Source organism: Orlajensenia flava (genome assembly GCF_004801905.1).
GTDB classification, from domain to species: domain Bacteria; phylum Actinomycetota; class Actinomycetes; order Actinomycetales; family Microbacteriaceae; genus Orlajensenia; species Orlajensenia flava.
The window spans coordinates 230,400-255,520 of the sequence record NZ_SSSN01000009.1 but is presented as its reverse complement, the minus strand read 5'-3'; the positions used below and the strand labels follow the sequence as shown (position 1 = coordinate 255,520).

The following is a 25,121-nucleotide window of genomic DNA, read 5'->3' as shown; positions in this document are numbered from 1 at the left end:
ATGATCGACACTCTGACCGACAGCACCGCCACGTCGCCCGCCCGCGCCGGCTGGCGCGAATGGGCCGCTCTCCCGGTGCTCGTGCTGGCCGTCGTCCTGCTCGCCATCGACGCGACAGTCCTGTCGCTCGCCGTGCCCGCGCTGAGCCGCGACCTCGCACCGACCGCGACGGAATTGCTGTGGATCGGCGACGTCTACTCCTTCGCCCTCGCCGGACTACTCGTGACCATGGGAACGCTCGCCGACCGCATCGGACGGAAGCGGATGCTCTTGATGGGCGCTGTCGCGTTCGGAGCCGCATCCGTCTTCGCCGCCTTCGCGCCCACAGCCGGGATGCTCATCCTCGCCCGCGCGCTTCTCGGCGTCGCGGCGGCGACCCTCATGCCCTCGACTCTCTCGCTCATCCGGCAGATGTTCCGTGACCCGACGCAACGCCGCACCGCCATCGCCATCTGGTCGGCGGGCGCGAGCGCCGGTGCCGCCCTCGGGCCTATCGTCGGTGGCGCCCTGCTCGAGCGCTTCTCGTGGGGTTCCGTCTTCCTCATCAATGTGCCCGTCATGATCGTGATGGTCGTCGCCGGCGCGTTCCTGCTGCGGGAGTCGCGCGATCCGCGTCCCGGTCGCCTCGATGTGCTGAGTGCCGCCCTGTCGATCGTCGCCGTCGTGGGGGTCGTCTTCGCCATCAAGGAGCTGGCGACCCACGGCGTCTCATGGCTGGCGGCGGCAGTCGTCGTGGTTGGTGTCATCGCCGGAGTCGTCTTCGTGCGCCGCCAGAGGACGCTCGCGGTTCCGCTCATCGACCTCGAACTGTTCCGCAACCGCGCGTTCAGCGGGTCGGTGCTCGCCGACCTCATCGGCGTGCTCGGATTCAGCGGCATGATCTTCTTCCTCTCGCAGTACTTCCAGCTCGTGCGCGGGTACGGACCTCTCGAGGCGGGGCTGCGCGAGCTACCCGCCGCGCTCGCATCCGTCGTGGTCGTCGTCATCGTGAGCCGCGTCGTCGGCCGCCTCGGGATGGGGCGCGCCATCGCGACCGGCCTCCTCGTCGGTGCGGCGGGCCTCGTGCTCCTGGCCGTCGCCGAGGGCGCGGACTCCTACCTCTGGCTGGCCGGTGCCCTCGCGTTGGTCGGACTCGGCGTGGGACTGGCCGTCACCCTCACGACGGATGCGGTTGTCTCCGCGGTGCCGCCGCGCAAGGCCGGCGCCGCGTCCGCCGTCTCCGAGACCGCCTACGAACTCGGCGTCGCCCTCGGCATCGCCCTGCTGGGCTCACTCCAGGTGGTGGTCTACCGGCTCGTGCTCGACGTCCCGTCATCCGTTTCCCCGCAGACCGCGGCTGCTGTGCGCGAGTCGCTCGCTTCCGCGACCGCGGCCATCGGCGGGTCGGATGCGCCGCAGGCGGTGGAGGTGCTGCAGCACGCGCAGCACGCGTTCACCATCGGCATGCAGACGACGGCGGTGATCGCTGCCGTCATCATGAGCGTTGCCGCGATCGTGGCGTGGCGGGTGATCCCCTCGACGCGCGTCGACGCGTCGGCGCGCCGGAGGTGATGGAACGACGTGCAGGCGGGATGTCAAGCCTTGGGTTCTGTGCATGTGCGAACGTAAACTGACGGAGTCCGGAGGTAGTGCTCGGCGCACCACCGGGATGAGGTCGGAGACGACGATGTCGCCGATGCCGATTCAGGCCCTGACCGAAAGAGGGCTCCCGGCTGAGGACAGCCGGGAGTCGTCGGGCCGGCTCCTTTCATGTGCAATTCTCTTGCGCGAATCGGCAGCGCGAATCTGCGCGGAATCGGGCTTGGGCGCGCGATCCTTTCCCCAACGGTGGCGTGTGACGCGCGCATTCGCCCTTTGAGCCCGTCGACGCGCACGGAACGGGTTCGGAGATCCCGTGGGCAATCCGTCACAATCGGAACTGGCCACGACGGCGGAAGGATGACCATGAGCAAGCGCGAGAAGACCCAGACGGGTGTTGCGCCCGCCAATCGCATGCACACCGTCTCGGAGGAGACCGGGCAGATCGTCGACCTCGTCCTCGACTACTCGCGCCGACGCATGCTCGGCAGCGACACCCCCCTCGACAAGCCGATGTCGTTGACCGAGCTCACTCGCCTCGCTGGGTCGACCATCACGGAGGACGGCATCGGGGCACGCCGAGCGCTCGGCCTGTTCGAGAACGTTCTCGCTCCGGCGTGCATCACCACCGACCACCCGCAGTACCTGTCCTTCATCCCCACCGCACCCACCAAGGCGGCCACCGCGTTCGACCTCGTGGTGTCGGCCAGCGCGGTGTACGGCGGATCCTGGCTCGAGGGATCGGGCGCGGTCTACGCCGAAAACCAGGCGCTGGCGTGGCTCGCCGCCGAGTTCGGTCTCCCGTCCACGGCCGGCGGCGTCTTCGTGCAGGGCGGGACGCTCGGCAATCTCTCGGCGCTCGTCGCCGCTCGCGAGAACGCCAAGCGCGCCCGGGCCGAACGCGGCGATGAGACGCCCATCCGCTGGAAGATCGTCTGCAGCGTCGAGGCGCACTCCTCGATCGCCTCGGCCGCCCGCGTGATGGACGTCGACGTCGTCGCCGTTCGTCCCGACGAGTTCGGGCGTCTGGCCGGTGGCGCGGTGCGCGAGGCCCTGGACGAGCACGGCGAGTCCGCATTCGTCGTCGTCGCGACCGGCGGATCGACCAACTTCGGCATCGTCGACGACATCGCCTCGATCGCCGCCCTGAAGGACGACCACGAGTTCTGGCTGCACATCGACGGCGCGTATGGTCTCGCGGCGATGCTCTCGCCGATCGGCCGCCCGTACTTCGCGGGGGTCGAGCGAGCCGACTCGGTCATCGTCGACCCGCACAAGTGGCTGTTCGCCCCCTTCGACGCCTGTGCGCTCATCTACCGCGAGCCGGAGTTCGGGCGGCTCGCGCACACGCAACACGCTGAGTACCTCGACACCCTCACGCAGACGCCCGACTGGAGCCCGTCGGACTACGCCGCCCACCTCACCCGTCGTGCGCGCGGACTGCCGCTCTGGTTCTCCCTCGCGACCTACGGCGGGGGCGCCTACCGCTCCGCGCTGACCGCATCGCTCCAACTCGCGCGCGACATCGCCGCCGAGATCGAGAGACGGCCCGAGCTGAGACTCGTGCGGGCGCCGCAGCTGTCCATCGTCGTCTTCGAGAGAGACGGATGGGCGGCCGCCGACTACGAGGCCTGGTCCGCCCGCCTCCTCAACGAGCAGCGCGCCTTTGTCACGCCGAGCTCGCACGCCGGCCGGCCGAACACGCGATTCGCCATCGTGAACCCGATGACGACCTTCGAGCAGCTGGTGGGCATCCTCGACTCCATGTGAGCCATCGGGCCCGACAACCGATCGACGTCAGTCGGATGACGTACGTCCCGCCCGATCGGGCACCGGTTCTCTCGTCGTCGGTCGACCGCTCGTCAGGTCCTCATTCGCCGACGGCGTCGTGGCGATGGCGGTGTTGAACAGCGACTCGGTGCCGTTGTCGAGGTAGCCGAAGGTCGACTCGTGCGCGAGGTACTGCTTCTCGAACACCTTCACGTCCTTGATCTTGGACCACGCCGACGAGAGCGGATCGTCGTTCCACTCCGAGTGCAGGATCGGAGCGTGGCCCGTTACCGGCAGCAGGGCGAGCCGCGCATCGCCGTCCACCTCGATGACGGTGGCACCGAAGCCGGGCGCGCGCGGATCGTGGCGACTCAGCCGACCCCAGGCCGCCTCGGGGTCTTTCGTCGCCTCGCCCGAGTAGACGTGGGCGGCATGCAGGTCGGACGCGTGGGCGATGTAGTTCTCGATGCCCGCTGAGCCCAGCATGACGAACGAGTAGACGCCCAGCTTGTTCTGCGCCAGGGCATCAGCGGCCGTCGTCGTGCCGTAGGAGTGCGCGATGACGTTGACGACGGGCGCGATCGTCTTGCGAACGCTGCGTGACGCCGTGAGACCGGCGATGTCCTCGGCTAGCAGGGGGCCGCCGCGCGCGGCGTAATCGCCGAGGGTTGCGTCCACGCCGGGCGGCGGCGTCTTGTAGCCGATCCAGGCGACGACCGCGCGACGATGGTTTCCGCCGACGAGTCCCTGCTGGTCGTACACGTTCTGGGCGGACTGGGTCCACAGCTGCATGTCGTTGGTGTACGTGCCCATCCCGGGCACGTTGAAGGTCACCACCCGGGCGGTGTCGAGGTCGCCGATGGCCACGGCAGCGAGCGGGGGCTGGTCATCCGTGAAGCTGATGAGGTGCCGTGCGGGTGAGTGTTTGCCGTTCAGGGCGCCCTCGATCGCCTTGAGGGCGGCGAGCATTCCAACCGCCTGAGCATCGGCGGGCGTCTTCGCCACCTGCGCGGTCGTCTTCTTCATCGTCTCGGCGAGGAAGGCCCGGTTCATCCGGTCGCGCGAGGCGTAGTCGATTCCGTCGAGGTCGCCCAGCCCATCCGCAAGCGTGCGAATGAGGTGCTCCTTCTCGGAGGTGGTCTGCGAGGTCCACCACTTGGCCATCTCCTTGGGCGCGGAGTTGATCAGCTGCTCGCCGAGGTCGGGGTGTGCTGCGATGAAGGCCTCGACCTGCGTGTTGGTCATGCCCGCGAGCTTGTTGAGCGCGATCTGGGTCGCCGCAGTCTGCGAGGTCGGCGTGAGGATCCAGAACAGGGCGATCGCGACGCTCATGAGCACGGCGATGCGATGCGGCCACGTGCTCCACATGGTGGCACCCCCTTGCGTCGTCCGTCGTGCAGGTTCGGGCATCCGATGTTCAGTGAATCCTAGTCAAACCCCACCCACGACCGGATGCGCCCGAATTCGAGGTTTTCTCAGCCGCGCGGAGGGCGCTGGCGTCGCGGAGGGGTCTTGACCACCTCGCCGAACAGCTGGGCGACGGGCTTCGTGAGGACCGGTCGTGCCGCGAACCAGGCCAGGACGAGGAGCACCGTCGATGCGGCGAAGATGCCGAAGCCCACCCACGACTGCGTGTCCTGCGACGCGTAGATGTGGTTGAGGTTGCGCAGGGCCCCGGTCGTGAGCACGAGTGTGACGTGCACGATGACGAACGCGACGAAGAACAGCATGGTCGGGTAGTGGAGAGCGCGGGCGAGCCCCAGCGGGTACCAGCGGGCGCGCCGCCACTTCGCCGGCCAGTACGACGAGAGGCGGATGCCCGTGACGATGGCCAGCGGAGCCGCGAGGAAGACGACGGCGAAGTAGCTCAGCAGCTGGAGGGCGTTGTAGTTCACCCACCCGTTTTTGGTGGGCCAGTCGAGGGAGGCGTACTGCAGTGCCGCGGAGACGGCGTTGGGCACGATGTCCCACGAGGTCGGCACGATGCGCACCCACTGGCCGGTCGCGAACAGCACGACGACGTAGATGACGCCGTTCGCGATCCACAGCGTGTCGACGGCGAGATGGGTCCAGAGTTCGAGCGTCATGCGATGCGGCGGCTTGCCCCCGCGACGTGCGCGCCCCGTCCACGCGTGCGATCCGCGCGCGTCGGCGCGCACCTGCAGCCCCGTACGGACGATGAGCACGAGGAACAGGGCGTTGAGGTAGTGCTGCCAGCCGAGCCACGCGGGGATGCCGACCGGGGCGCCGGCCGGGAGCTCGGAGGCGCCCGGATAGGTGCGGATGAAGTCGCCTCCCGCGGCCGTCGAGCGGAATCCGATGGCCAGCAGCACGATCACGGCGGCCGCGAGGATCGCTGCCGGGATGAGCCAGGCGAGCGATCGCCAGCGATTGCGTCCCGGCGCGTCCGCTGAGGAGGGGGGCGCGCTCATGCGGGTCTCCTCGGATTCGGATCGGGCGGGGCTGGCGGCGGGCGGATGCTGGTGGGTGGGCGCGGCGACCGCGCCGGGTCGCAGCCTATCGCGGGAGGCCTGCCGCCTGAGGTGAGCCCTAACACGACGCAGCCGCGGTCCGGACACGACCCTCGGTGCTCGGCCGCGCATCCGCAACCGCTTGCCCTCGCCCATCGTCGCATGGCTGACTGGGAGCATGACCGCCTCTAACTCCGTCCCCCGCACCATCGGCCGCGTCGTGCTCGGCTCGTTCCTCGTCTTCGCCGGGGTCAGCCACCTCACGTTCGCGCGCAAGGAGTTCCGCAACCAGGTTCCACCGTGGGCGCCGATGGATCCCGACGGCGTCGTGGTGGCCTCGGGTATGGCCGAGATCGGGCTGGGTGGAGCGCTGCTCGCCCTGCCGAAGGAGCGGCGGCGAGTGGGCTGGATCGTCGCGGCGTTCTTCACGGCGATCTTCCCGGGCAACATCGCCCAGTACACTGAGCACCGCGACGGATTCGGGCTCACCACCGATCGAGCCCGCTTCATCCGTCTGCTGTTCCAGCCGCTGCTCGTGCTGCTGGCACTCTGGTCGACCGCGGCGGCCCGGCGCGATCGATGATTCGCAGCGGATGCGCATGGCCCGCATAGCTGCGTGATAGCCGGGCGGCGCATCATCCCGGAATGACCTCTCCCGAGCAGCCCGCCCACGAGCCGTACGGCAACGCCGCGCCGTATGCGAACACTGCGCCGTACGGCAACACGACGCCGTATGCCGCTCCTGCCGAACCGCATTCGCGCCGCACGCTCTGGCTCGTGCTCGGGGCCGTCGGCATCGCCGTCGTGTGCTTCTTCAGCGGGGCCGTGGCCGCCACCGGCTTCATCACGGTCTCGCACTCGATGCATCAGGGCATCGATCGCCCGGGCCACGGCGCCTTCGGCCCTGGTGGCGGCAACCGCAACGGCACCGGCACCGGCAGGGACGGCCGGAACGGCAACCGGAACACCGCCCCCAACTCGTAGTCGGTACCAGCCGGCTCGCAGACGTCTGTGCCGGGGTCGCCCCCCAGTCCCCGGCACCGGCACAATAGGGGAATGGATGCGGTCGAGGCGCTCGAGGAGATCGCGTTCCGCCTCGAGCGGGAACTCGCCTCGAAGTATCGCGCTAAGGCCTTCCGCAAGGCCGCGGCGATCATCCAGCCCCTCTCGGCCGCGGAGGTCGCCAACCGTGTGGCCGACGGCAGCCTCAAGCGCATGGCGGGCATCGGCGACACCACCTACGCCGTCATCGAACAGGCGGCGGATGGCCGGGTGCCCGACTACCTCGCCGAGCTGCGGGCCCGTGACGCCCCGGCGGATGCGCCGGCATCCGGCCTCCGCACGAGGCTCCGAGGCGACCTGCACGCCCACACCGACTGGTCCGACGGCACGACCAGCATCGAGTCGATGGCCCGCGCGGCGGAGGCACTGGGTCACGAGTACCTCGCCATCACCGACCACTCGCCGAACCTGCGCGTGGCCAACGGACTGAGCGCCGAGCGTCTGACCGAGCAGATCGAGATCATCGAGGGCATCGACGCGCACGGCGGCGGCATCCGCCTGCTCACGGGCATCGAGGTGGACATCCTGCCCGACGGGACGCTCGACCAGGCGCCCGAGATGCTCGCGCAGCTCGACCTGGTGGTCGCATCGGTGCACTCGAAGCTGAGGACGGAGTCGGAGGCGATGACTCGGCGGATGCTCGGCGGAGTGAACGATCCTCGCACGAACATCCTCGGGCACTGCACCGGCCGGTTGGTGCAGGGTTCGCGCGGCACGCGTCCGCCGTCGACCTTCGACGCCCGGCGGGTGTTCGCCGCCTGTGCCGAGAAGGATGTCGCGGTCGAGATCAACTCGCGGCCCGAGCGGCAGGACCCTCCCGACGACCTCATCGCCCTGGCACTTGCCGAGGGATGCCTGTTCAGCATCGACAGCGACGCCCACGCGCCGGGTCAGCTCGGCCTGCTCGACCTCGGTGCGGCTCGGGCGGAGGCCGCCGGTGTGCCGCCGGAGCGGATCATCACGACCTGGCCGCTCGAGAAGCTGCTGGAGTGGGCGCGTCCCGCCGGGTGACGCCGTGCACGCCGCCCAGTCGGTGGGTTAGCCCGACGTGGCGTCACCTCGCGCCAGTTGGTCGGGGTCCGCGCCAGTTCAACTGGCGCAGAGAACGACGAAGTGGCGCGGAGCTCGCGGATGGCTGGCGCGGGTGCGACCTGAGCCGCATCCGGCGCCACGTCCGGCAGTCAGGCGATCGAACGCGGGTCAGGCTTGATTCGCGGGATCCGGCCTGAGTGGCGTGCTATTGCCTGAATCCGGGGCGGCCGGGGGCTCGCCAGTGGCGCGGGAATCGCTGGCCATGGCGTGGTCCGGCATGTCGCCGCATCCGGCACCCCGTCCGGTATTCAGGCGATCGAACGCGGGTCAGGCTTGATTCGCGGGATCCGGCCTGAGTGGCGTGCTATTGCCTGAATCCAGGGCGGCCGGGGGCTCGCCAGCGGGACGGGAATCTGCGGCGAGCCGGGAGTCGACCTCAGCGAGGCGGGCTGCCACCGCGTCCTCGAACACCGCGGCCCAGATGCGGTATCCGCGGTCGTTCGGGTGGAACAGGTCGCCCGCGAACTGGGTCGTCACCCCCCACAGCCCCTGCCGGGCGGTGGTGTCGTGGAGCGGAACCACCGTGAACCCGCGCTCGGCCGCAGCGGCGCGCAGCAGGGTGTTGGCAACCCGCACCTTCCGCTCCCCGGGCAGAAAGTAGAAGCTCGGCAGGTCGGCGACGATCGCGTGGTCGGGCAGCCGTTCGAACAGCTCGCGCACGTCACGGTCGAAGCGCTCCGGGTCGAAGGCGGCGATGTCGTTCGCGCCGATGCACACGGTGAGCACATCGGGATGCAGGGCCTCGAGCAGAGGCAACTCCTTATCGATGGCGATGCGGATGGTGGCCCCCGAGATCGCGAGGTTCGCGACCCGAACGCGTCGCGTGGTGAGCTCGCGCATCCGTCTCACGACGAACCCGACGTAACTGTGCGACGGGCGACTCGCCCCGATTCCCTGTGCGGCCGAATCGCCGATGGCGACGTAGAGCACCTCGCCCGACTTCGCGCCCTGCTCGCGCCAGAACGCCGAGTTCACCGGAATCGCATCGGCCAGAGTGCGCGCCCAGTGATGCTGCCGCCGCGCCAGCCAGCGCGCCCATACTGTCGCACCGCCGGCGATCACCACGGCGCCGGCGATCGCCGTCCGCCCCCTCATGCTCCGCATCCCATACTCCAACGCTAGAAGATCCGCGCGACGGCTCGGTACCCGTTGCCGACGTCGGCGGGGTGTGGTCGAGTGTCGCCATGGCGTTCTCCCCCGACTTCCTGACCGTGCGCGTCGACCTGCCGCGGGGGGCGGATGCCGTGACGACCCTCGATTACACGCACTTCACGGTGCTCCTCGACGCGAGCAGGCGCCTCGCCCGCGTGGCGGGCGTGAATGTCGATGGGACAGCCCTCGTGGACCTCGAGCGGGGCGACGACTGGCGGCTCGACGATCGCGTTCCGGCCGAGGCGCAGACCGGGCCCGCGGTGTACGCGAACAACGGCTTCGATCGCGGGCACCTCGTGCGCCGCCGCGATCCGGTGTGGGGTGTTGACGCGAAGCAGGCCAACTCCGACACCTTCCACTACACGAATGCCGCGCCCCAGGCATCCGAGTTCAACCAGTCGGCCGAGCTGTGGCTCGGGCTCGAGAACCACGTGCTCGACTTCGCGAGCGTCGAGCGGCTGCGACTGAGCGTCTTCACCGCGCCCGTGCTCTCACCCGACGACCCGCCCTACCGCGGCATCCGCGTCCCGCTGCGGTTCTGGAAGATCATCGCCTGGGTCGCGGGCGACGACCTCGCGTCGGCCGCGTTCGTCCTCGACCAGTCCCCTCTGGTGCCGGATGCCGAGAAGCGCCGCGCCATCACCGATGAGCCGGAGCTCGGGCCGTTCCGCACCTTCGAGGTCGCCGTGCAGCAGGTTGCATCGCTCACGGGCCTCGTCATGCCCGAGCTCATCGCTGCCGACCATCTGCCCGAGACTGTGGCAGCCGAGCCGTGGCGGCGACTGAGGTCGTTCTCCGACATCGTGCTCTGACTCCCGGCCTGGCGGTTCGGGCGGTGCCAGACTGCGAGCCATGAGCTTCGCTGACGTCATCGAGACCATCGGCAAGGTGCTCGACGCCACCGGGGTCGCCGCCATCGTCATCGGCGCGCTCGCCGCGGGTGTCATGACGATCGTGCGACTGACGCGTCACGAGTCCGACAGCTACCGTCGCTTCCGCCAGCAGCTCGGGCGGTCCATCCTGCTCGGCCTCGAACTCCTCGTCGCGGCGGACATCATCCGCACCGTCGCGGTCACCCCGACGCTGGAGAGCGTCGCCGTGCTCGGCGGCATCGTGCTCATCCGCACCTTCCTCAGCTTCTCGCTCGAGCTCGAGATCACGGGGTACTGGCCCTGGCAGAAGAATCGCGGGTCGGGCGGCGACCCGGCATCCGCGACCCCGCCGGTGGACTCGACCTCCGCCAGCTCGACGCCGTCGGGCTAGCTCTTCCTCCGCTAGCTCGACGTCGTCGGGCTAGCTCTTCCTCCGTCAGCTCCGACGACGCCCGGGGGCTAGCTCTCCCACCTCCAGTCCGACGCCGTCGGGCTAGCTCTTCCTCCGCCAGCTCCGACGACGCCCGCAGGCCCAGTATTCGCCACCCCGCCGCCACCCTCGACGCTAGCGGGCTGGCATCCATGGCACGCGGCATCTCATCGCGGGTCGGAGGCGGGCGCGGCGCCGCCTACGCTCGAGGGGTGAGTGAGCAGTCCGCATCCGTTCGCCGGCGCAGCGCCGTCGGAGCGGCGACGCAGCTCGGCACCGAGGTCAGCATCAACCTGGGCTCGGCGCTCGCGGGCCTGGTCATCCCCATCGTCGGCGCCTTCGTCGTGGTGGCGGTGCGTCAGCTGGTGATGGCGGCGGTCGTCCTGCCGTTCTACCGGCCCAAGCGCGCGGAGCTGACGTGGCAACGGCTGTGGCCGGCCATCGCGCTCGGGGTCGTGCTCGCCGTGATGAATCTCTCGTTCTACCAGGCGGTCCACCTGCTCGGTCTCGGGGTCGCCGCCACCATCGAGTTCCTCGGCCCACTCGCTCTCGCGCTGGTGATGTCGCGGCGCATCATCGACGTGATCTGTGCTCTCGCCGCTGCCGTCGGCGTGTTCCTGCTCACCGGGTTCGACGGTCGGGTCGACGGATGGGGCGTCGCCCTCGCGCTCACCGCGGCGGCGAGCTGGGCGGCCTACATCGTGCTCACGCGCCGGGTGGCCCTCCGCCTGCCGGGACTGGAGGGACTGACCGTCGCGGGCATCGTGAGCCTCGTTCTCCTCCTGCCGGTGGCGCTCGTCACGCTCGACGTCTCGGCACTCGACGGGCGCGTCATCCTGCTCCTCCTCGGTGTCGGCGTGCTCTCTTCGGCCCTGCCGTACAGCCTCGACACCGTCATCCTGCGGCGCATCACTCCTCGGCTCTACGCGATCATCACGAGCTTCGGGCCCGTGGTCGCCGCGGTGTTCGGCGTGCTCGTCCTGCACGAGCAGTTCACGCCGCTCGAGGTGATCGCCATCGCGGTGGTGTGCCTCTCGGCCGGCATCGCCATCGCGACCCAGCGCCAGCGCCCGCACACCGATCTCGAGTACACCGCCGAGACCATTCCCTGAACCCGGCCAGGGTCATTCCGGTTGATCCTGGCTCAGTCGTCGATGGACTCCAGCAGACCCTTCAGCGCCTTCTCGATGTCGTCGTGGTCGTACTGACCCGCGCGGCTCTCCGCCGAGATCACGCCGCAGCGATGGACCTTCGAGAAGTCGCCGTACGGAAAGCTGTACCGGCCCTTGGTGTCCTCGCTTGCATCCGCATCGACGCCGAGGTGCCACTTCGAGTACTCCGCATAGCCGTGCTTGTCGATGAAGGCGTTCTCCTCGTCGGCGCTGGGAGCATCCTCACTCCAAGCATCGCGTTCGTCCTTCACGACCTTCCCGTCGCGCACGAGCGCGCGCGCGTGCTTCAGGGCTGCCTGATTGAGTTTCACCGTCATGTGAAGTCCCTTCCGCACGCGACGATACGACCGGATGCCGCCCGACGCGCGGGATTGACAGGTGCGGAGGGGCGGTCGCCGAGTCGTCTCGAATTCGGCTCTGGAGTGCGCGGCGTCGGAGGACTAGCGTGACGATCGGACCCACCCCCGCCTCCCCTCAGCCGTCGGCGCCGCCGACCGTCAACGCATCCGAAGGGCACCATCATGACCGACGCCGAAACGCCCACCCTCGCCGACTGGGAGCTCGCCGAGATCGAGCGAGCCAATGAGTCCGGCCTCCCTCCCGTCCTGTTCGTCCACGGGCTGTGGCTGCTCTCCAGCAGCTGGCAGCCGTGGCGCGACCTGTTCGAGGAGGCCGGCTACATCACCCTCGCACCCGGCTGGCCCGATGACCCCGCCACCGTGGCCGAGGCCCGCGAGCACCCCGAGGCGTTCGCCAAGAAGATGGTGCAGCAGGTCACCGACCACTACATCGCCGCCATCTCAAAGCTCGACCGAGCCCCCGTCGTGATCGGCCACTCGTTCGGCGGACTCATCGCCCAGAAGATCGCGGGGGAGGGCGCCGCATCCGTCACCGTCTCCATCGACAACGCACCGTTCAAGGGCGTGCTGCCGCTGCCGGTCTCGGCGTTGAAGTCGGCCTCCCCGGTGCTCACCAATCCCGCCAACGCCGGCAAGGGCGTCTCACTCACGTGGGAGCAGTTCCAGTACGGCTGGGTGAACAACCTCGACGAGGAGGAGGGCCGGCACCTCTTCGAGACCTTCCACGTGCCGGCCGCGGGGGCGCCACTGTTCGAGGCCGCCTTCGCGAACGTGAACCCGTTCAGCGGAGAGACGGCCGTCGACTCCAAGAACCCCGACCGCGGCCCGCTGCTCATCATCGGCGGGGAGAACGACCACACCGTGCCTCCGGCCATCACGAACGCGAGCTACAAGATCCAGTCGAAGAACCCCGGCGTGACGGAGGAGATCACCATTCCCGGCCGCGGCCATTCGCTCGTCATCGACAGCGGCTGGCGCGAGGTGGCCGACGAGGCGCTCGCGTTCGTTCAGCGGTACGGCGGGTAGCTCGTGCGGGGCGGGGTCAGCGCCTCGCCCCACCGCCCGTCGAGGGTCTGCGGATGAGCGGCCCGATGCCGGGTGCGGAAGACTCAGCCGATGACGTGGGTGCCGAGAAGCACACCCACGACGGTGCCGACGACGACGCCCGCGAGACCGACGATCGCGGTGGTGAGCACCCACGGCTTGCGCTGCCGGTCGCGGTCCGCGCTGCGAACGGTCGCCCGCGCGCTGCCGCGCTCCGCGTTCGCGGCCCGTCGTGAGCGGCGAGAGGTGTGCTTGGCGCGTCCTTCGAGGATCGACGCGCGAATGATGTCGCGCAAAGTGGCAGCGACCTCGTGAGCGGTGGGCCGCGCCTGCGGATCGGTAGCGGTCATCGCGGTGAGGATGTCGCGCCACTCATCCGAGAGGTCCTCGGGGACGGAGGGCGATCGGCTCAGGCGAGCCAACGCCGCCTCGATCGCCGTGCCCTGGTACTCGCGCTCGCCGGTGAGGGACTCGAGCAGGGTGAGGCCGAGCGAGTAGATGTCGGTCGGCGCTCCGACCTCCTGGCCGCTCGCCTGCTCGGGGGAGATGTACTGCGCGGTGCCCAGGACGGAGTTGTGGTCGGTGAAGCGGGTGGCATCCGTGAACTGGGCGATGCCGAAGTCGGCGAGCTTCGCGATGAGGGTGTAGCCGTAGGCGGCCTGCTCCGTGAGAAGGATGTTGTCGGGCTTCACGTCGCGATGCACGACGTCGTGGGAATGCACGTGAGCGAGGGCGTCGGCCACCTGGGCGCCGATGTCCGCGACCAGACGCGCCGACAGCGCGCCGCTCCGCAGACGCGTGGCGACGGAGTTGCCCTCGATGTACTCCATCGCGATGTACCGCCGCAGTGATCCCCGGTCGTCGAAGGAGCCCGCATCGAAGATCTCGACGAGCCCCGGATGCCGCAGCGATCCGAGCAGCTGGATCTCACGCTCGCGGCGCACCTCGTCATAGGGCGTGGCCGCCTCGGCGCGGAACAGCTTGATGGCCACCTCGCGTCCGAGGTGGTTGTCGCGGGCTCGGTAGACCTCGGCCATTCCACCGGTGCCGATGTGCTCCTCGAACACATAGCGTCCGGTCTGCTGACCGCTCGCGGGGAGGGGGTGGGCTGCCTCGTTCACGCTCGAACTCCGTCTCGGGTCGTTCGGGCGGGCGCCCGGCCTAGATGACCAGTGTCATCAGTGTAATCAACGCCGCCGACACGGTGAGACCCTTGCAGGCGGACGAGAGATAACGTAGGCGGGCGGGCGCCTTCACCGGCGGAGTGGGCGGTGCTAGCGTGTGCACACCGGCGGGGAGGGGAAGGCCATGGCTCAGGGCATCCGTCATCCAGGAAGCGGTCGTCGGGGAAGGATCTCTCGGCGCGTGGCCGTCGTGATCATCGCCGCAGCCGCCCTCGCCACGGCGGCGTGCAGCACGACCCAGCCGGCCACTCCGACCAGCGCGCTCCCGCCGATCATGGCCGACGTCGGGTCGGTGGACGGCACCACGGTGACGGTCCCGTTTCCCGGCACCCTCGTGATCACGGGCGATGAGAACACCTACGCCTCGTGGGAGGCGAAGATGACGGATGATCGCGTCCTCACCTTCGTGGCCGGCCACGACGACGGATCGACCGCCTTCAACCCCGGGTTCAGCGCCAAGATGGTCGGCACGACCGACGTGACGATGACCAACACGTCGAGCGGTGACGTGCTGCACTTCACGGTCGACGTCACCGGCTGACGCGACGGAGGGCGCGAGGCGTCAGGCGGACGCGGGCAGGACCCGGTCGAGGGCGGCGACGACGTCGCCGAGACGCTCGGGCGCGACGACGGCCGGCAGCAGGAAGAGCCACATCTCCCGCACGCGCTGCGCGAAGTCGGCGTAGTCCGTGAGCGCGCCCGATACCAATTGCACTCCCGTGAAGGCCGGGATGGCGAACCGCACGAAGGTGGGCACGTCGAGATCGGCGCGGGCCTGTCCGGTCGCGACGGCGGCTGAGAACAGCTGCTCGAGGGCGATGAACCAGTCCTCGAACGGCGAGGTGAGCGGCGGATCGAACTCGCCCGCCTCCGAGGTGAGACGCACCCCCGCGCGGATGATGGGGTCACTCGCGACGAGACGCGCGAAGTCCCCGCACAGCCCCATCGCGGCCTCCAAAGGGCTCGCGGCGGCGGCGATCACCGTGGTCGCCGACTCCTTCGCGAGGTTCTGCTCGTGGTCGACGATGGCGCGGGCGATGTGCTCCTTCGACGTGAAGTGGAAGTACAGCGCGCCCTTGGAGGTGCCGGCCTCGGCCGTGATGTCGCTCAGCGAGGCCCCGGCGAAGCCGACGCGGGCGAAGACGCGCGCCGCCCCCTCGAGTACCCGCTCTCGCGTGATGCGAGCGCGCTCCTGTTGCGGCACGGATTCTCCTGGTGGCGGTCGGAGCGGGTCGGGATGATCTCAGCGTAACGCGTCCTCGGGCGGCGGCCAGAAAACAGCCCGCTCGGTTTACTCGGTCGGATGTCGGCCGCCCGGGCCGTCCATCCCGCGACCGGTCAGCGGATCTCGGATGCAACCCGCCGCCGCCCCGCGGGGCCGGACCGGTGTGTTGCACGCGGCATCCGCGGACCCGTCACGGGGCCGCCCCGTATGGCCCGGCCGCCGTCGCACGCGGCATCCGCTGAACCGTCACGGGAGGCAGCGGGCCTCCGCGACTGGTCCCGGGCTGACAAGCGCGCGTCTGCGGCGCCGGGAGGTCAGCCGGCGAAGGGGAGGACGGGCAGGCCGCTCACGCCCGGTCGCGCTGCGAACACGGACCCGGCCGCGGGGTCGTCGCCATCCGCCAGTCCCTGTCGCGACGTCGTGATGAACAGGGTTGCCAGGTCGGGTCCGCCGAAGGTGCACGCGGTCACCTGTCGGGCGGCGACCTCTATCACGGATGCGAGCATGCCATCGGCGGAATATCCGTGCACCGCCGAGCCGTCCCAGAGGGCGACCCAGACGCTGCCGTCCGCCGCGACCGTGAGCCCGTCCGGGTGTCCGCGGTCGATCTCGACGAACGGGCGGCGGTTCACCAGCTCCCCGTCGAGGTGGTCGAACACGTCGACGCGCCCGGTCGGCGTGTCGACGTAGTAGCACAGGCTCTCATCGGGGGAGAAGGCGATGCCGTTGGAGATGCTGACCGAGGGGAGGATGGTGCGCGCGGTGAGGTCGACGTCGATCAGCCGCAGCGATCCGCGTCCCGCTTCCTCGTCATACGCCATCGACCCGGCGTAGAGGCGACCGGACGGGTCGGCGCCCCCGTCGTTCATGCGCACCTCGGGGTCGGTCCACAGCTCGACCGACCGCGTCGGCGGGGTGTCGACGTCGTCGCTCAGGGCGATTCCGCGCTCGATCGCGACGACGTAGCCGCCACCCACGCGGGGCCGATGGAACGCCGCGACCGGGCTGCCGACCGAGAGGTGACGGATGCCGGCATCCGTCACCGTGACGAGCTCACCGGCCATCATGTCGACGAGCCGGAGGCCGCCCCAGGTGTCGGACCACACCGGTCCCTCGCCGTGGTGCGTGATGCGGCCGGTGAGGTTGTCGGCGCGCACGGGTCAGCCGAGCAGCTTCTTGCAGAGCTGGTCGACCGAGTGCGCCGTGGAGATCGCCTCGACCGCCTCGACGGGGGAGCCGTAGCCCCATTCGACGAGGATGGTCGGGATGTCGTTGGCTGCCGCGCCCACGACGTCGTAGCCGCGGTCGCCGACCATGACGGCGCGCTCGGTGTCGACACCGGCGTGACGCAGGTGCTCGATGGCATCCGCGACGATGTCGCTCTTGGCGCTGCGCGACTCATCGTCGGATGCTCCGGCGATCGCGGTGAAGTACTTCGTGAGGCCGAAGTGCTCCAGCAGGGTGCGGGCGACGCGCTCGGGCTTGCTGGTGGCCAGAGCGACGGGCATGCCGGCCCGTTGCAGGCGCTCGAGAAGTCCGGCGACGCCGGGGAAGACGGCCGTGCGGGTCGCGTCCTTCTCGTAGTGCGAGCGGTACAGCGCGAGGGCGTTCCAGGCGTCGGCGTCGCTCAGCCCGGCGAGGCTCTTGAGCGAGTCGAGCAGAGGCGGGCCGACGTAAGCCATCAGCTCGTCCTGGGTGGGAACCGGCAGGCCGAGCTCGGTGAAGGTCACCTCGAGGGCGCCCGTGATGGAGCGCGCCGAGTCGAGGATGGTGCCGTCGAGGTCGAAGAGGACGGCGGTCCAGGTTCGGGTGGCCGCCGTGGGAGGGGAAAGGATCGGGGTAGTACTCACGCCCGCAATGGTAGGCGAGGAATCTGGGTGCATGGTCGAGAACTCCTGTTCGGGGGGTGGGAACGCCCGGGCGTTTCGGCCCGGGCGGTCCCGTCGATGATGGTGCTTCGATCAGCGCAGGACGACCCTGACGACGGCGTCCAGCTTGGACGTGTTGCCGGCGACATCCGTGGCCCGGAAGGCTACGATGCGCAGGCCCGGCTGAAGGGTGATCGGGCCGGTGTAGGTCTTCCACTGCCCCTTCAGCACGGCCGTCAGCGAGTCGGCGTACTGGATGGTCGCGACGCCGGAACCGGCATCCGTTCCCGTAAGCACGACCGTCTTGCCCTTGCCGCCCGCCGACACCTTCGGCGCCTTCGTGTCGACCTTGCCGGTCCACGTGACCGCGTCTGACGTGTTGCCCGAGGCGTCGACCGACCGCACCAGCACGGTGTGGTTGCCGTCGGCCAGTGTCACCGAGCCCGTGAGCGGTGCCCAGGCCGCCCCGTCGACGCTCGCCTCGAAGGTTGGTCCCGGCGTGTAGTCGTCGGTTCCGGATGCGGTGAGCGTGACCGGGCTGGTGTACCAGCCGTTGCTGCCGTTCGGTGCGGCGGGGGTCGCCGTCAGCGCGACCGTCGGAGCGGTGGTGTCCGCCGGCGGGTAGCTCGCGAGCTGTGCTGTGGCGTAGCTGCCGATGACGGGTGCACCCGCGTCGTTGATGACGTGGGAGATGCCGCCCGATCCGCTGAGGAAGACGCTCGTCATCGACTCGAACGTGACGTTCTTCGACTTCGGCGCCTGAATGCCGCTCTCGAGCAGCACCGGGACGCCCTGGTTGAAGAAGGAGTACACGCCCATTCCCACCGCGTGGTGGCTCGTGACGGAGTCGGCCACCCGGTATGAGGCGTAGCCGTTGCGTGTGCCGTCCATCCACGAGGCCTGGTCGGGCACCTCGTAGGGAATCTCGCTCTGGTAGAAGGTGGTCGATCCGCCGTTGCCGTTCCAGAGCACCTGGTTCTTCTGGTAGTGCTCCACGAACAGGCCGGTCGCCGTCACGTCGTCGCCGTTGACCACGAGGCCGTGGTCGCCGGTGCTGCCGGTCCAGGTTCCGCTGCCGCCCAGGCCGTGGTCGGCTCGCCAGGCCCAGATGTGGTCGAGCAGCACGTGGTCGCTGTTGACCTCGATGCTCGTCGTGGCGTTGCCTGCCCACGGTCCGCCGACGCGGATGAACACGTCGGAGAGCGTGGTGGGGTCGGCTGCTTCGCTGTGCGCGGCATCCGTCGGTCCGACCTTGATGAGGGTCGCCGAGTTGGTGGCGCCGGCGTCGACGGTGATGCCGGCGATCTTCACGCCGCTGACGTCGCCGACCTCGATGGCCGACGTCCCGTTGTCGGGCGTGAGTGATGCCAGGCCGATGCCGAGCACGACCGTGTCTGCGCGGGTGACGTGGAGCGTGTCGGCGAGGTGGTAAACGCCGGGCGTCAGCAGGAGGTTCTTGCCCGCCGCGAGCGCCGCGTTGATGGTGGCCGCCGAGTCGCCCTCGTGGGCGATGTAGAAGTCGGCGATGTCGATGGAGTCGCCGTGAGCGGCATCCGTCGACCAGTCCGGGCCACTCGAGTCGGCCTCCGCCTTCGGCACGAAGACCTTGTAGTCATTGCCGTCCAGGTAGAGATACGGCGCACCGCGACTGACGCGAGTGGTGTCCTCAGCCGTGACGATGCCGGTGCCTCCGCCGGTCTTGGGTTCGGCGAAGTTCTGCGCCGGGGCGCCCTGGACGCCCGAGAAGACCATGTTCCACGCCCCGCCGTCGAAGCCGCCAATGGTGGAGTTGCGGGTGTACCACTGCTGCTGCGAGCCGGCCTGTACGGTTCCGTCGATCTTGCTGTCGGCGAGGAAGCCGCCGCTGGAGTAGCCGCCGAAGTGCGGGAAGATCGAGAGGTTGCCCTCGATGTGCACCCGACGCAGCGGCGCTGCCTGCGAGACCGCCCAGCGCATCTGGTGCGCATCCGCTCCACCCTCGGGGAACAGGGCGGGCGGATAGCAGGCGCCCGGCTGGCCGAGGTCGTCGGCCACCGGTCGCTGGATGGGGTTGATCGCCACGTTGCTGAGTGAGCGCCAGAAGTTGGTCAGGGCGGTGTCGCCCTCGCCGCCGTCCCATGGGCAGCGGTCGGTCGGAGCTCGGCCCTCCGAGTGGACGGCGCCGTTGATGGTGACGTCATCGGGGGTCGCGCCGAGTCCGGCGACAGAGGTGTAGTAGCCGATCTGACCGTTGACGATGTCGGTGGCCGTCGCCGGGTCGTTCTCGCCAGCCGCGCTGCCGTAGGTGCCGGGCTTGAAGAAGAACGCGTGCCGGTTCTGGCTGAACTCGCTCTCGTGCGAGGCCGCGACGAAGGCGGCGTTGATGTCGTCGGTCGACCAGCTCGGGTCGAAGACGGTCACGTTGGGACCGAAGTCCGGCCCGCTCGGATCGGCCAGGGCCGGTAGGGCGAAAGCGCTGGATCCGGCGACGACCGCTGCCACCGCGACGCCCACCCCCACGCTTCGAAGAGCTCGAGACACGGCATGTTCTCCCTTGAACGGCGCCCCCGTTCAGGGCGCACTGCTGCACATGCTAGCGAGGACACTTACTGAGATGTAAGTAAATTCTCGGATTGCGTCGGATGGGATGGCTCTGCCGGCGGATTACGGCGGCGCGTCGTGCGGCGTGGCCCCTTTTGTTCGAGTCGACGCATATCGGCGGTACTCGAGTTGACGCAGATCGTCGGTGCGAGCGGCGGAAGCCGACGTTTTGCGTCAACTCAGAGACCAGAGGCGGCGGAGGTGGAGGCGGCGGGGGGAAGGGTATGGGGCGGGCGGACCAGGAGGCCGGGAAGCCGGTCAGAAGAGGCGGGCTATGCCGTCGTCGATTCCGCGCATCGCGTCGTAGTCGAGCACCACGCAGCGGATGCCGCGGTCTTCCGCGAGCGTGCGGGCCTGCGGCTTGATCTCCTGGGCGGCGAACACCCCGGCGACCGGCGCAAGACGCGGGTCGCGATTCATCAGCTCGAGGTAGCGCGTCAGCTGCTCGACCCCGTCGATGTCGCCTCGGCGCTTGAGCTCGACGGCGACCGAGCGGCCCGCCGCATCCGTCGCCAGGATGTCGACCGGCCCGATCGCCGTCATGTACTCCCGACGCACGAGCCGGTGCCCGTCGCCCAGGAGGTGGATCTGTTCGGCGAGCAGTTTCTGCAGGTGCGCCTCCACGCCGTCCTTCTGCAGGCCCGGGTCGACCCCGAGCTCGTGCGCGGAATCATGCAGCACTTCGTAGAGCGAGACGACGAGCAGGTCGTCGGTCTTTGCGTGCCTGACCGTCCAGAGTGCGCTCACGCCGGCCTCGCGCTGCTCGTCACTCGGCTCGCTGATGGTGAGCGTGCATGGCGGGCTCATCCAGTTGAGCGGCTTGTAGCTGCCGCCGTCGGAGTGCACCAGCAGGCTGCCGTCCGCCTTGATCATGAGCAGCCGCGTCGCGAGCGGCAGGTGCGCCGAGAGTCGGCCCGCGTAATCGACGGAGCAGCGGGCGATGACGAGGCGCATCCGTCGATTCTAGGCGGGCGGATGCGGGCGATCTCCGGCGCGCTGCGCCACTTCGCCGGGCCCCGCGCCATCTCAACTGGCGCGGAGGCCGGTGAAAAGGCGCGGAGGACGGGGAGGTGCGGGGACCGCGAGCGGGTAGGCGCTGAAGTGGCGCGGAGGACGGGGAGGCCGGTGCAACGGCCGGAGGGCGGGAGGCTGCGGTAGGCGCGGGCGTGGACGTGAGGGCAGCGGTGGGCGCGGGGAAGACTCTCAAGCCCGCTCGGCGCGGGCGAACACCAGCACGCTCGGCCTGGTTGAGCCGCGTAAGCGTCAGGCGCGCGGCGCGCGGGTGCCCTGCTCGCGGGCGGCGGGGGCGGCGATTCCCGAGGCGACCATGAGCACCAGCAGCACAATGAGGGCGTTCAGGATGCCGAAGTGCTGGCCGAGGAAGCCCAACAGGGGCGGGCCCGCGAGGAACGCGCAGTAGCCGATGATGGCCACGGCGCTCACCCGGGCAGCCGCACGCTTGGGGTCGTCGGCCGCCGCCGACATGCCGACGGGGAAGCCCAGCGCGCATCCGAGGGCCCAGAGCACCGTGCCCGTGATGTACATCCACGGCTCCGATCCCCAGATGAACAGCGACAGCCCGACAATGCCGATCGCGGCGCACACCCGCAGGACGGGGACGCGACCGAAGCGATCCAGCACGGGGCCACCGAGCACACGGGCGACGGTCATCGAGATCGTGAAGACGCCGAACACCACGGCTCCGAACGTGTTGTCGCCGCCATGACCGTCGACGACGGCCAGAGCCACCCAGTCGTTGGCTCCACCCTCGGCGAACGACATTCCGAGCATGATCACGCCGATGAGCAGCAGGCGTACGTCGCCCCACGCGGACAGGTTCTCGCGGACCCGCTCCCGCCACGGCACGCTGGGCGCATCCGCCACCGTGTCCTCGGCGTCGGCATCGACCGGCACGAAACGCACGGCGACCACGATCGCGATGGCGACGAGGACGGCGACGATGCTGAAGTTCCACAGCACGGGCAGGCGGATGGCGGATGCGAGCACGCCGATGCCGGCTCCGGCCGCCGTGCCGAAGCTGAAGAACGCGTGCATGAGCGGCATGAGCGTTTTGCCGTTGGCTCGCTCGGCGAGAGCGCCCTCGACGTTCATGGCGACGTCGACGGATCCGTTGCCGAACCCCAGCAACGCCATGCCGATGATGAGCACGGGCAGCGAGCCGAACACCGTGCTGCCGATACCGACGATGACGAGGCCGACGGAGACGATGAACAGGGAGACCATCATCGAGCGGCGGGCGCCGAGGCGGGCCATCATCCACGGGGCGGCGATGAGGCCGATGACGGAACCGATCGACATGCCGAGGATGACGAAGCCCACCGTGACGAGGGCGAGGTGGGCGTCGTCGCGGACCGCCGGGATGCGGGCGACCCAGGTGGCCATCGACAGGCCGCTGAGGAAGAAGATGGCGAAGATCGCATTGCGCCACGCCACGAGCTCTCGACGTGAGCGGGTCACGGGGGTCGAGGAGGTGTCGGGGGTGGCGTGCGACATTGCTAATCCTGGCTGCTGAGGAGGCTGATGGGGTCGAATCGATTCGATCGAATCGATTCGACTAAGATATCGAGCCAGACGCAGACGGTCAAGCCGGAATCGGCCTCGATCGCCTACGTCACACTGAAGCGGCACCCCCGACAGTCACCACCCGCAGCCTCATCGCCGGAGGATTCATGGACACCGACACGGCATCCCGACCCACCCTGGCGGATGTGGCCGCGCGGGCCGGGGTCTCGCCATCCACCGCCTCGCTCGCCTTCAGCGGAACCGGGCCGGTCTCCGGTGCCACCCGCGAGAAGGTGCTGGCCGCCGCGAAGGAGCTCCACTACGCCGGACCCGACCCGCGCGCCCGGTCGCTGCGTCGCGGCCGGAGCGGCATCGTCGGGGTCGTCATCGATGAGCGCGTGAGCGAGGCGTTCCGCGATCCGGTGAACATCGCGATGCTCGACGGCGTGGCCGAGGCGATCGGCGAGATCGACGCAGCCATGCTGCTGCTCACGGGCACGACCGGCAGCGACACCCCGGTCAGCCTCGAGACGGCGCCACTCGACGCCGTCGTGTTGTTCGGCTGCAGCCCCACGCTCGAGCGCTCGGTCGCCTTGCTCACGCAGCGGGGCATCCCGGCCGTCGTCATCGAGGGGGATGCCGGCGACGACGTTCCCGAGATCGCACTGGACAACCGCGAGGCGACCCGGCTCGGCGCCGAGCATCTCCGCGAGCTCGGGCACGAGCGGGTGGCCATCGTGGCGCTGCCGCTCGAGCCGTCCCGTGCCCGCGGACCCCTGACGGCCGCGCGAGTGGACGCGTCGACCGTCGAGACGGCGATCGAGCGTGCGCGGGGTGCGTGGGATGTCTTCCCGGATGCGCGCGGCGTGGTCACCGCGGCGAGTTACGTCGAGGAAGGCGTCATCGCGGGGCGCGAGTTGCTCGGCGACGGCGGCGGTGGTGACCGGCCGACCGCGATCATCGCTCAGAGCGACCTGCTGGCGGCCGGGGTCATCCGTGCGGCCGAGGAGCTCGGGCTGACCGTGCCCGGGGACGTCAGCGTGGTCGGGTTCGACGGGGTGGCCGTTGACGGCCTGGACTACGACCTCACCACCCTCTCGCAGCCGTCGCAGGCCAAGGGCAGGGCGGCCGGGGACGCGGTGGTACGGATGCTCGCCGGCGAGCGGCCGGAGTCCGTTCGGTTCACCAGCACGTTCCACCGCGGCGGAACGACCGCGCCACCCCGAGCCTGAACTCGCGGACGCGGGGATGACGCTGCTCGATCGGACAGTTGCGGCCGCCGCGGCGCGTGCATCTGTCCGGTGGAGCAGCGCGAGCTGGGCAGCGACGCAAGCTGCGGAGACGCGGAGGCCGGGGCGGGCGAGCGTGAGCAACCGGTCGGGCGGGTCGGCGACGCGAAGGGCGGGGCGACAATCCGTCCGTCGGAGCAGTGCAAGACCCGAAGTGAGCGCCGGAATCGGCACTCCGCTAACGCTGCTGGCGGCATCCGCGCAATAGTGGAGTGCATGCCGAGCACCCTCGATGAGTTGTACCGCGACTTGCACTCCCACCCCGAGCTGTCGTTCGACGAGCACCGCACCGCAGCCATCGTGGCCGAGCGGATGCGCGACGCCGGCCTCGCCGTCACCACCGGCATCGCCGGAACGGGCGTCGTGGCCGTTCTCGAGAACGGCGACGGCGCGACGGTGCTGCTGCGGGCGGACATGGACGCCCTGCCCGTGCTCGAGGACACCGGACTCGACTACGCCTCGACCGCGCGCGGCGTCGACCCCGACGGAACGGACGTCCCCGTCATGCACGCCTGCGGGCACGACATGCACACCACCTGCCTGATCGGCGCCGTGGAGGAGCTGGTCGCCTCGCGGGACGAGTGGTCGGGAACGCTGATCGCCCTCTTCCAACCGGCCGAGGAGCGGGAGGGCGGTGCGCGCGCGATGATCGTCGATGGGCTGTTCGACCGCATCCCGCACCCCGATGTCGTGCTCGGGCAGCACCTGAATCCCTTCCCGGCGGGCCTCGTCGGAGTGCATGCCGGGCCGTTCATGGCGGCCGTCAACACGCTGCACGTGAAGATGTTCGGCCGCGGCGGGCACGGATCCCGCCCGCAGAAGACGATCGACCCGGTGGTGATGGCCGCGGCGACGGTGATGCGCCTCCAGACCGTCGTCGCGCGTGAGGTGGCGCCCGCCGACACCGCCGTCGTGACGGTCGGCACCCTGCACGCCGGCACCAAGAACAACATCATCCCGTCTGAGGCGACGCTCGGCCTGAGCATCCGCAGCTTCGACCCTGTGGTGGGCGAGCGCCTCGACGCGTCGGTGCGTCGCATCGTGCGGGCGGAGTCCGACGCATCGGGAGCCACCCGTGCGCCGGAGTTCCGCAGCGGCGAGGTGTATCCGGTGACCGTCAACGAGCCCGTCGCCGCCGGGCGGGTGACGGATGCGCTCCGCCGCCGCTTCGGCGCTCCTCGCGTGATCGACCCGGGCGTGCTCATGGGCAGCGAGGACGTGGGCATGCTCGCCACGGCGGCCGGGGTCCCGCTGGTGTACTGGCTGCTCGGGTGCGTGGACCCGGGAACCTACGACCGTGCGGCGGCCGCGGGCACGCTGGACACCGACATCCCGTCGAATCACTCCGCCCAGTTCGCACCCGTCATCGAGCCGACCCTGACGACGGGTGTCGCCGCCCTCGTCGCCGTCGCCCGGGAATGGCTGGGCTGATGGCTCACGCGCGATGCCG

General features: G+C 69.8%; 23 protein-coding genes. 12 read left to right on the top strand and 11 right to left on the bottom strand.

Annotated elements, in window-relative coordinates; genetic code table 11:
- On the top strand, positions 1–1,551 hold the full coding sequence (locus tag E6C70_RS12915) for an MFS transporter (RefSeq protein WP_136424943.1): 1,551 nt from the start codon (positions 1–3) through the stop codon (positions 1,549–1,551).
- A 393-nt stretch (positions 1,552–1,944) separates the two neighbouring features.
- Complete coding sequence (locus E6C70_RS12910) at positions 1,945–3,348, top strand: pyridoxal phosphate-dependent decarboxylase family protein (protein WP_136424942.1); 1,404 nt, start codon at positions 1,945–1,947, stop codon at positions 3,346–3,348.
- 27 nt (positions 3,349–3,375) lie between these two features.
- Here E6C70_RS12910 and E6C70_RS12905 read toward each other — a convergent pair whose 3' ends face one another.
- Both E6C70_RS12905 and E6C70_RS12900 read right to left on the bottom strand, forming a co-directional pair.
- Positions 3,376–4,758, bottom strand: coding sequence for an alpha/beta hydrolase (locus E6C70_RS12905; protein ID WP_136424941.1), 1,383 nt, complete (start codon positions 4,756–4,758; stop codon positions 3,376–3,378).
- Between the two features lie 65 nt (positions 4,759–4,823).
- Positions 4,824–5,780: a cytochrome b/b6 domain-containing protein gene (locus tag E6C70_RS12900; protein WP_136424940.1), complete on the bottom strand. Its 957-nt coding sequence runs from the start codon at positions 5,778–5,780 to the stop codon at positions 4,824–4,826.
- 217 nt (positions 5,781–5,997) lie between these two features.
- Between E6C70_RS12900 and E6C70_RS12895 the strand changes: the two genes are divergently transcribed.
- From E6C70_RS12895 to E6C70_RS12885, 3 genes are all read left to right on the top strand, one after another.
- A complete protein-coding gene (locus tag E6C70_RS12895; protein WP_136424939.1) occupies positions 5,998–6,402 on the top strand; it encodes a DoxX family protein in 405 nt (134 codons plus the stop codon).
- A 62-nt stretch (positions 6,403–6,464) separates the two neighbouring features.
- Positions 6,465–6,803: a hypothetical protein gene (locus tag E6C70_RS12890; protein ID WP_136424938.1), complete on the top strand. Its 339-nt coding sequence runs from the start codon at positions 6,465–6,467 to the stop codon at positions 6,801–6,803.
- Between the two features lie 72 nt (positions 6,804–6,875).
- On the top strand, positions 6,876–7,892 hold the full coding sequence (locus tag E6C70_RS12885) for a PHP domain-containing protein (protein ID WP_136424937.1): 1,017 nt from the start codon (positions 6,876–6,878) through the stop codon (positions 7,890–7,892).
- A gap of 348 nt (positions 7,893–8,240) precedes the next feature.
- Here E6C70_RS12885 and E6C70_RS12880 read toward each other — a convergent pair whose 3' ends face one another.
- On the bottom strand, positions 8,241–9,068 hold the full coding sequence (locus tag E6C70_RS12880; RefSeq protein ID WP_235833447.1) for an SGNH/GDSL hydrolase family protein: 828 nt from the start codon (positions 9,066–9,068) through the stop codon (positions 8,241–8,243).
- Between the two features lie 89 nt (positions 9,069–9,157).
- Here E6C70_RS12880 and E6C70_RS12875 point away from each other — a divergent pair, with 89 nt between their 5' ends.
- The 3 genes from E6C70_RS12875 to E6C70_RS12865 all read left to right on the top strand — a co-directional run bounded on the left by E6C70_RS12875 (position 9,158) and on the right by E6C70_RS12865 (position 11,539).
- Positions 9,158–9,937: a DNA/RNA non-specific endonuclease gene (locus tag E6C70_RS12875; protein WP_136424935.1), complete on the top strand. Its 780-nt coding sequence runs from the start codon at positions 9,158–9,160 to the stop codon at positions 9,935–9,937.
- Positions 9,938–9,977: 40 nt separating this feature from the next.
- Positions 9,978–10,388 carry a DUF1622 domain-containing protein gene (locus E6C70_RS12870; protein WP_136424934.1) on the top strand — a complete coding sequence of 137 codons (411 nt, stop codon included), beginning with the start codon at positions 9,978–9,980 and terminating at the stop codon, positions 10,386–10,388.
- 251 nt (positions 10,389–10,639) lie between these two features.
- Entirely contained in the window at positions 10,640–11,539 is a 900-nt protein-coding gene (locus tag E6C70_RS12865; protein WP_235833446.1) for an EamA family transporter, read from the top strand.
- A 32-nt stretch (positions 11,540–11,571) separates the two neighbouring features.
- Here the strand turns inward: E6C70_RS12865 and E6C70_RS12860 are convergent, their stop codons facing one another.
- Entirely contained in the window at positions 11,572–11,916 is a 345-nt protein-coding gene (locus E6C70_RS12860; protein ID WP_136424932.1) for a hypothetical protein, read from the bottom strand.
- A 204-nt stretch (positions 11,917–12,120) separates the two neighbouring features.
- On the opposite strand from E6C70_RS12860, the gene E6C70_RS12855 reads away from it, so the two are divergent.
- The gene (locus E6C70_RS12855) at positions 12,121–12,984 is read left to right on the top strand and encodes an alpha/beta hydrolase (RefSeq protein WP_136424931.1); all 864 of its coding nucleotides are present in this window, start codon (positions 12,121–12,123) and stop codon (positions 12,982–12,984) included.
- An 83-nt stretch (positions 12,985–13,067) separates the two neighbouring features.
- Here E6C70_RS12855 and E6C70_RS12850 read toward each other — a convergent pair whose 3' ends face one another.
- Positions 13,068–14,123: a serine/threonine-protein kinase gene (locus E6C70_RS12850; protein WP_136424930.1), complete on the bottom strand. Its 1,056-nt coding sequence runs from the start codon at positions 14,121–14,123 to the stop codon at positions 13,068–13,070.
- Between the two features lie 244 nt (positions 14,124–14,367).
- Here E6C70_RS12850 and E6C70_RS12845 point away from each other — a divergent pair, with 244 nt between their 5' ends.
- Complete coding sequence (locus tag E6C70_RS12845; RefSeq protein ID WP_136424929.1) at positions 14,368–14,727, top strand: hypothetical protein; 360 nt, start codon at positions 14,368–14,370, stop codon at positions 14,725–14,727.
- Positions 14,728–14,748: 21 nt separating this feature from the next.
- Here the strand turns inward: E6C70_RS12845 and E6C70_RS12840 are convergent, their stop codons facing one another.
- From E6C70_RS12840 to E6C70_RS12815, 6 genes are all read right to left on the bottom strand, one after another.
- Positions 14,749–15,390 carry a ScbR family autoregulator-binding transcription factor gene (locus E6C70_RS12840; RefSeq protein ID WP_136424928.1) on the bottom strand — a complete coding sequence of 214 codons (642 nt, stop codon included), beginning with the start codon at positions 15,388–15,390 and terminating at the stop codon, positions 14,749–14,751.
- A gap of 335 nt (positions 15,391–15,725) precedes the next feature.
- Positions 15,726–16,568, bottom strand: coding sequence for an SMP-30/gluconolactonase/LRE family protein (locus E6C70_RS12835; RefSeq protein ID WP_136424927.1), 843 nt, complete (start codon positions 16,566–16,568; stop codon positions 15,726–15,728).
- Between the two features lie 3 nt (positions 16,569–16,571).
- Positions 16,572–17,261: an HAD hydrolase-like protein gene (locus tag E6C70_RS12830; RefSeq protein ID WP_235833445.1), complete on the bottom strand. Its 690-nt coding sequence runs from the start codon at positions 17,259–17,261 to the stop codon at positions 16,572–16,574.
- Positions 17,262–17,372: 111 nt separating this feature from the next.
- A complete protein-coding gene (locus E6C70_RS12825) occupies positions 17,373–19,760 on the bottom strand; it encodes a pectate lyase-like domain-containing protein (protein ID WP_207670129.1) in 2,388 nt (795 codons plus the stop codon).
- A gap of 357 nt (positions 19,761–20,117) precedes the next feature.
- Positions 20,118–20,813, bottom strand: a complete 696-nt coding sequence (gene nucS, locus E6C70_RS12820) for an endonuclease NucS (protein ID WP_136424926.1) — start codon at positions 20,811–20,813, stop codon at positions 20,118–20,120.
- 309 nt (positions 20,814–21,122) lie between these two features.
- Positions 21,123–22,373, bottom strand: coding sequence for an MFS transporter (locus E6C70_RS12815; protein WP_136424925.1), 1,251 nt, complete (start codon positions 22,371–22,373; stop codon positions 21,123–21,125).
- 176 nt (positions 22,374–22,549) lie between these two features.
- Here E6C70_RS12815 and E6C70_RS12810 point away from each other — a divergent pair, with 176 nt between their 5' ends.
- Positions 22,550–23,614: a LacI family DNA-binding transcriptional regulator gene (locus E6C70_RS12810; protein WP_136424924.1), complete on the top strand. Its 1,065-nt coding sequence runs from the start codon at positions 22,550–22,552 to the stop codon at positions 23,612–23,614.
- 273 nt (positions 23,615–23,887) lie between these two features.
- Positions 23,888–25,102, top strand: a complete 1,215-nt coding sequence (locus tag E6C70_RS12805) for an amidohydrolase (RefSeq protein WP_136424923.1) — start codon at positions 23,888–23,890, stop codon at positions 25,100–25,102.
- Positions 25,103–25,121: the final 19 nt, after the last annotated feature.

Bases quoted from the DNA above. Each gene is read 5' to 3' on its own strand.
- E6C70_RS12915 (WP_136424943.1), top strand. From the start codon at position 1: ATGATCGACACTCTGACCGACAGCACCGCCACGTCGCCCGCCCGCGCC.
- E6C70_RS12910 (WP_136424942.1), top strand. From the start codon at position 1,945: ATGAGCAAGCGCGAGAAGACCCAGACGGGTGTTGCGCCCGCCAATCGC.
- E6C70_RS12905 (WP_136424941.1), bottom strand. From the start codon at position 4,758: ATGCCCGAACCTGCACGACGGACGACGCAAGGGGGTGCCACCATGTGG.
- E6C70_RS12900 (WP_136424940.1), bottom strand. From the start codon at position 5,780: ATGAGCGCGCCCCCCTCCTCAGCGGACGCGCCGGGACGCAATCGCTGG.
- E6C70_RS12895 (WP_136424939.1), top strand. From the start codon at position 5,998: ATGACCGCCTCTAACTCCGTCCCCCGCACCATCGGCCGCGTCGTGCTC.
- E6C70_RS12890 (WP_136424938.1), top strand. From the start codon at position 6,465: ATGACCTCTCCCGAGCAGCCCGCCCACGAGCCGTACGGCAACGCCGCG.
- E6C70_RS12885 (WP_136424937.1), top strand. From the start codon at position 6,876: ATGGATGCGGTCGAGGCGCTCGAGGAGATCGCGTTCCGCCTCGAGCGG.
- E6C70_RS12880 (WP_235833447.1), bottom strand. From the start codon at position 9,068: ATGAGGGGGCGGACGGCGATCGCCGGCGCCGTGGTGATCGCCGGCGGT.
- E6C70_RS12875 (WP_136424935.1), top strand. From the start codon at position 9,158: ATGGCGTTCTCCCCCGACTTCCTGACCGTGCGCGTCGACCTGCCGCGG.
- E6C70_RS12870 (WP_136424934.1), top strand. From the start codon at position 9,978: ATGAGCTTCGCTGACGTCATCGAGACCATCGGCAAGGTGCTCGACGCC.
- E6C70_RS12860 (WP_136424932.1), bottom strand. From the start codon at position 11,916: ATGACGGTGAAACTCAATCAGGCAGCCCTGAAGCACGCGCGCGCGCTC.
- E6C70_RS12855 (WP_136424931.1), top strand. From the start codon at position 12,121: ATGACCGACGCCGAAACGCCCACCCTCGCCGACTGGGAGCTCGCCGAG.
- nucS (WP_136424926.1), bottom strand. From the start codon at position 20,813: ATGCGCCTCGTCATCGCCCGCTGCTCCGTCGATTACGCGGGCCGACTC.
- E6C70_RS12815 (WP_136424925.1), bottom strand. From the start codon at position 22,373: ATGTCGCACGCCACCCCCGACACCTCCTCGACCCCCGTGACCCGCTCA.
- E6C70_RS12810 (WP_136424924.1), top strand. From the start codon at position 22,550: ATGGACACCGACACGGCATCCCGACCCACCCTGGCGGATGTGGCCGCG.
- E6C70_RS12805 (WP_136424923.1), top strand. From the start codon at position 23,888: ATGCCGAGCACCCTCGATGAGTTGTACCGCGACTTGCACTCCCACCCC.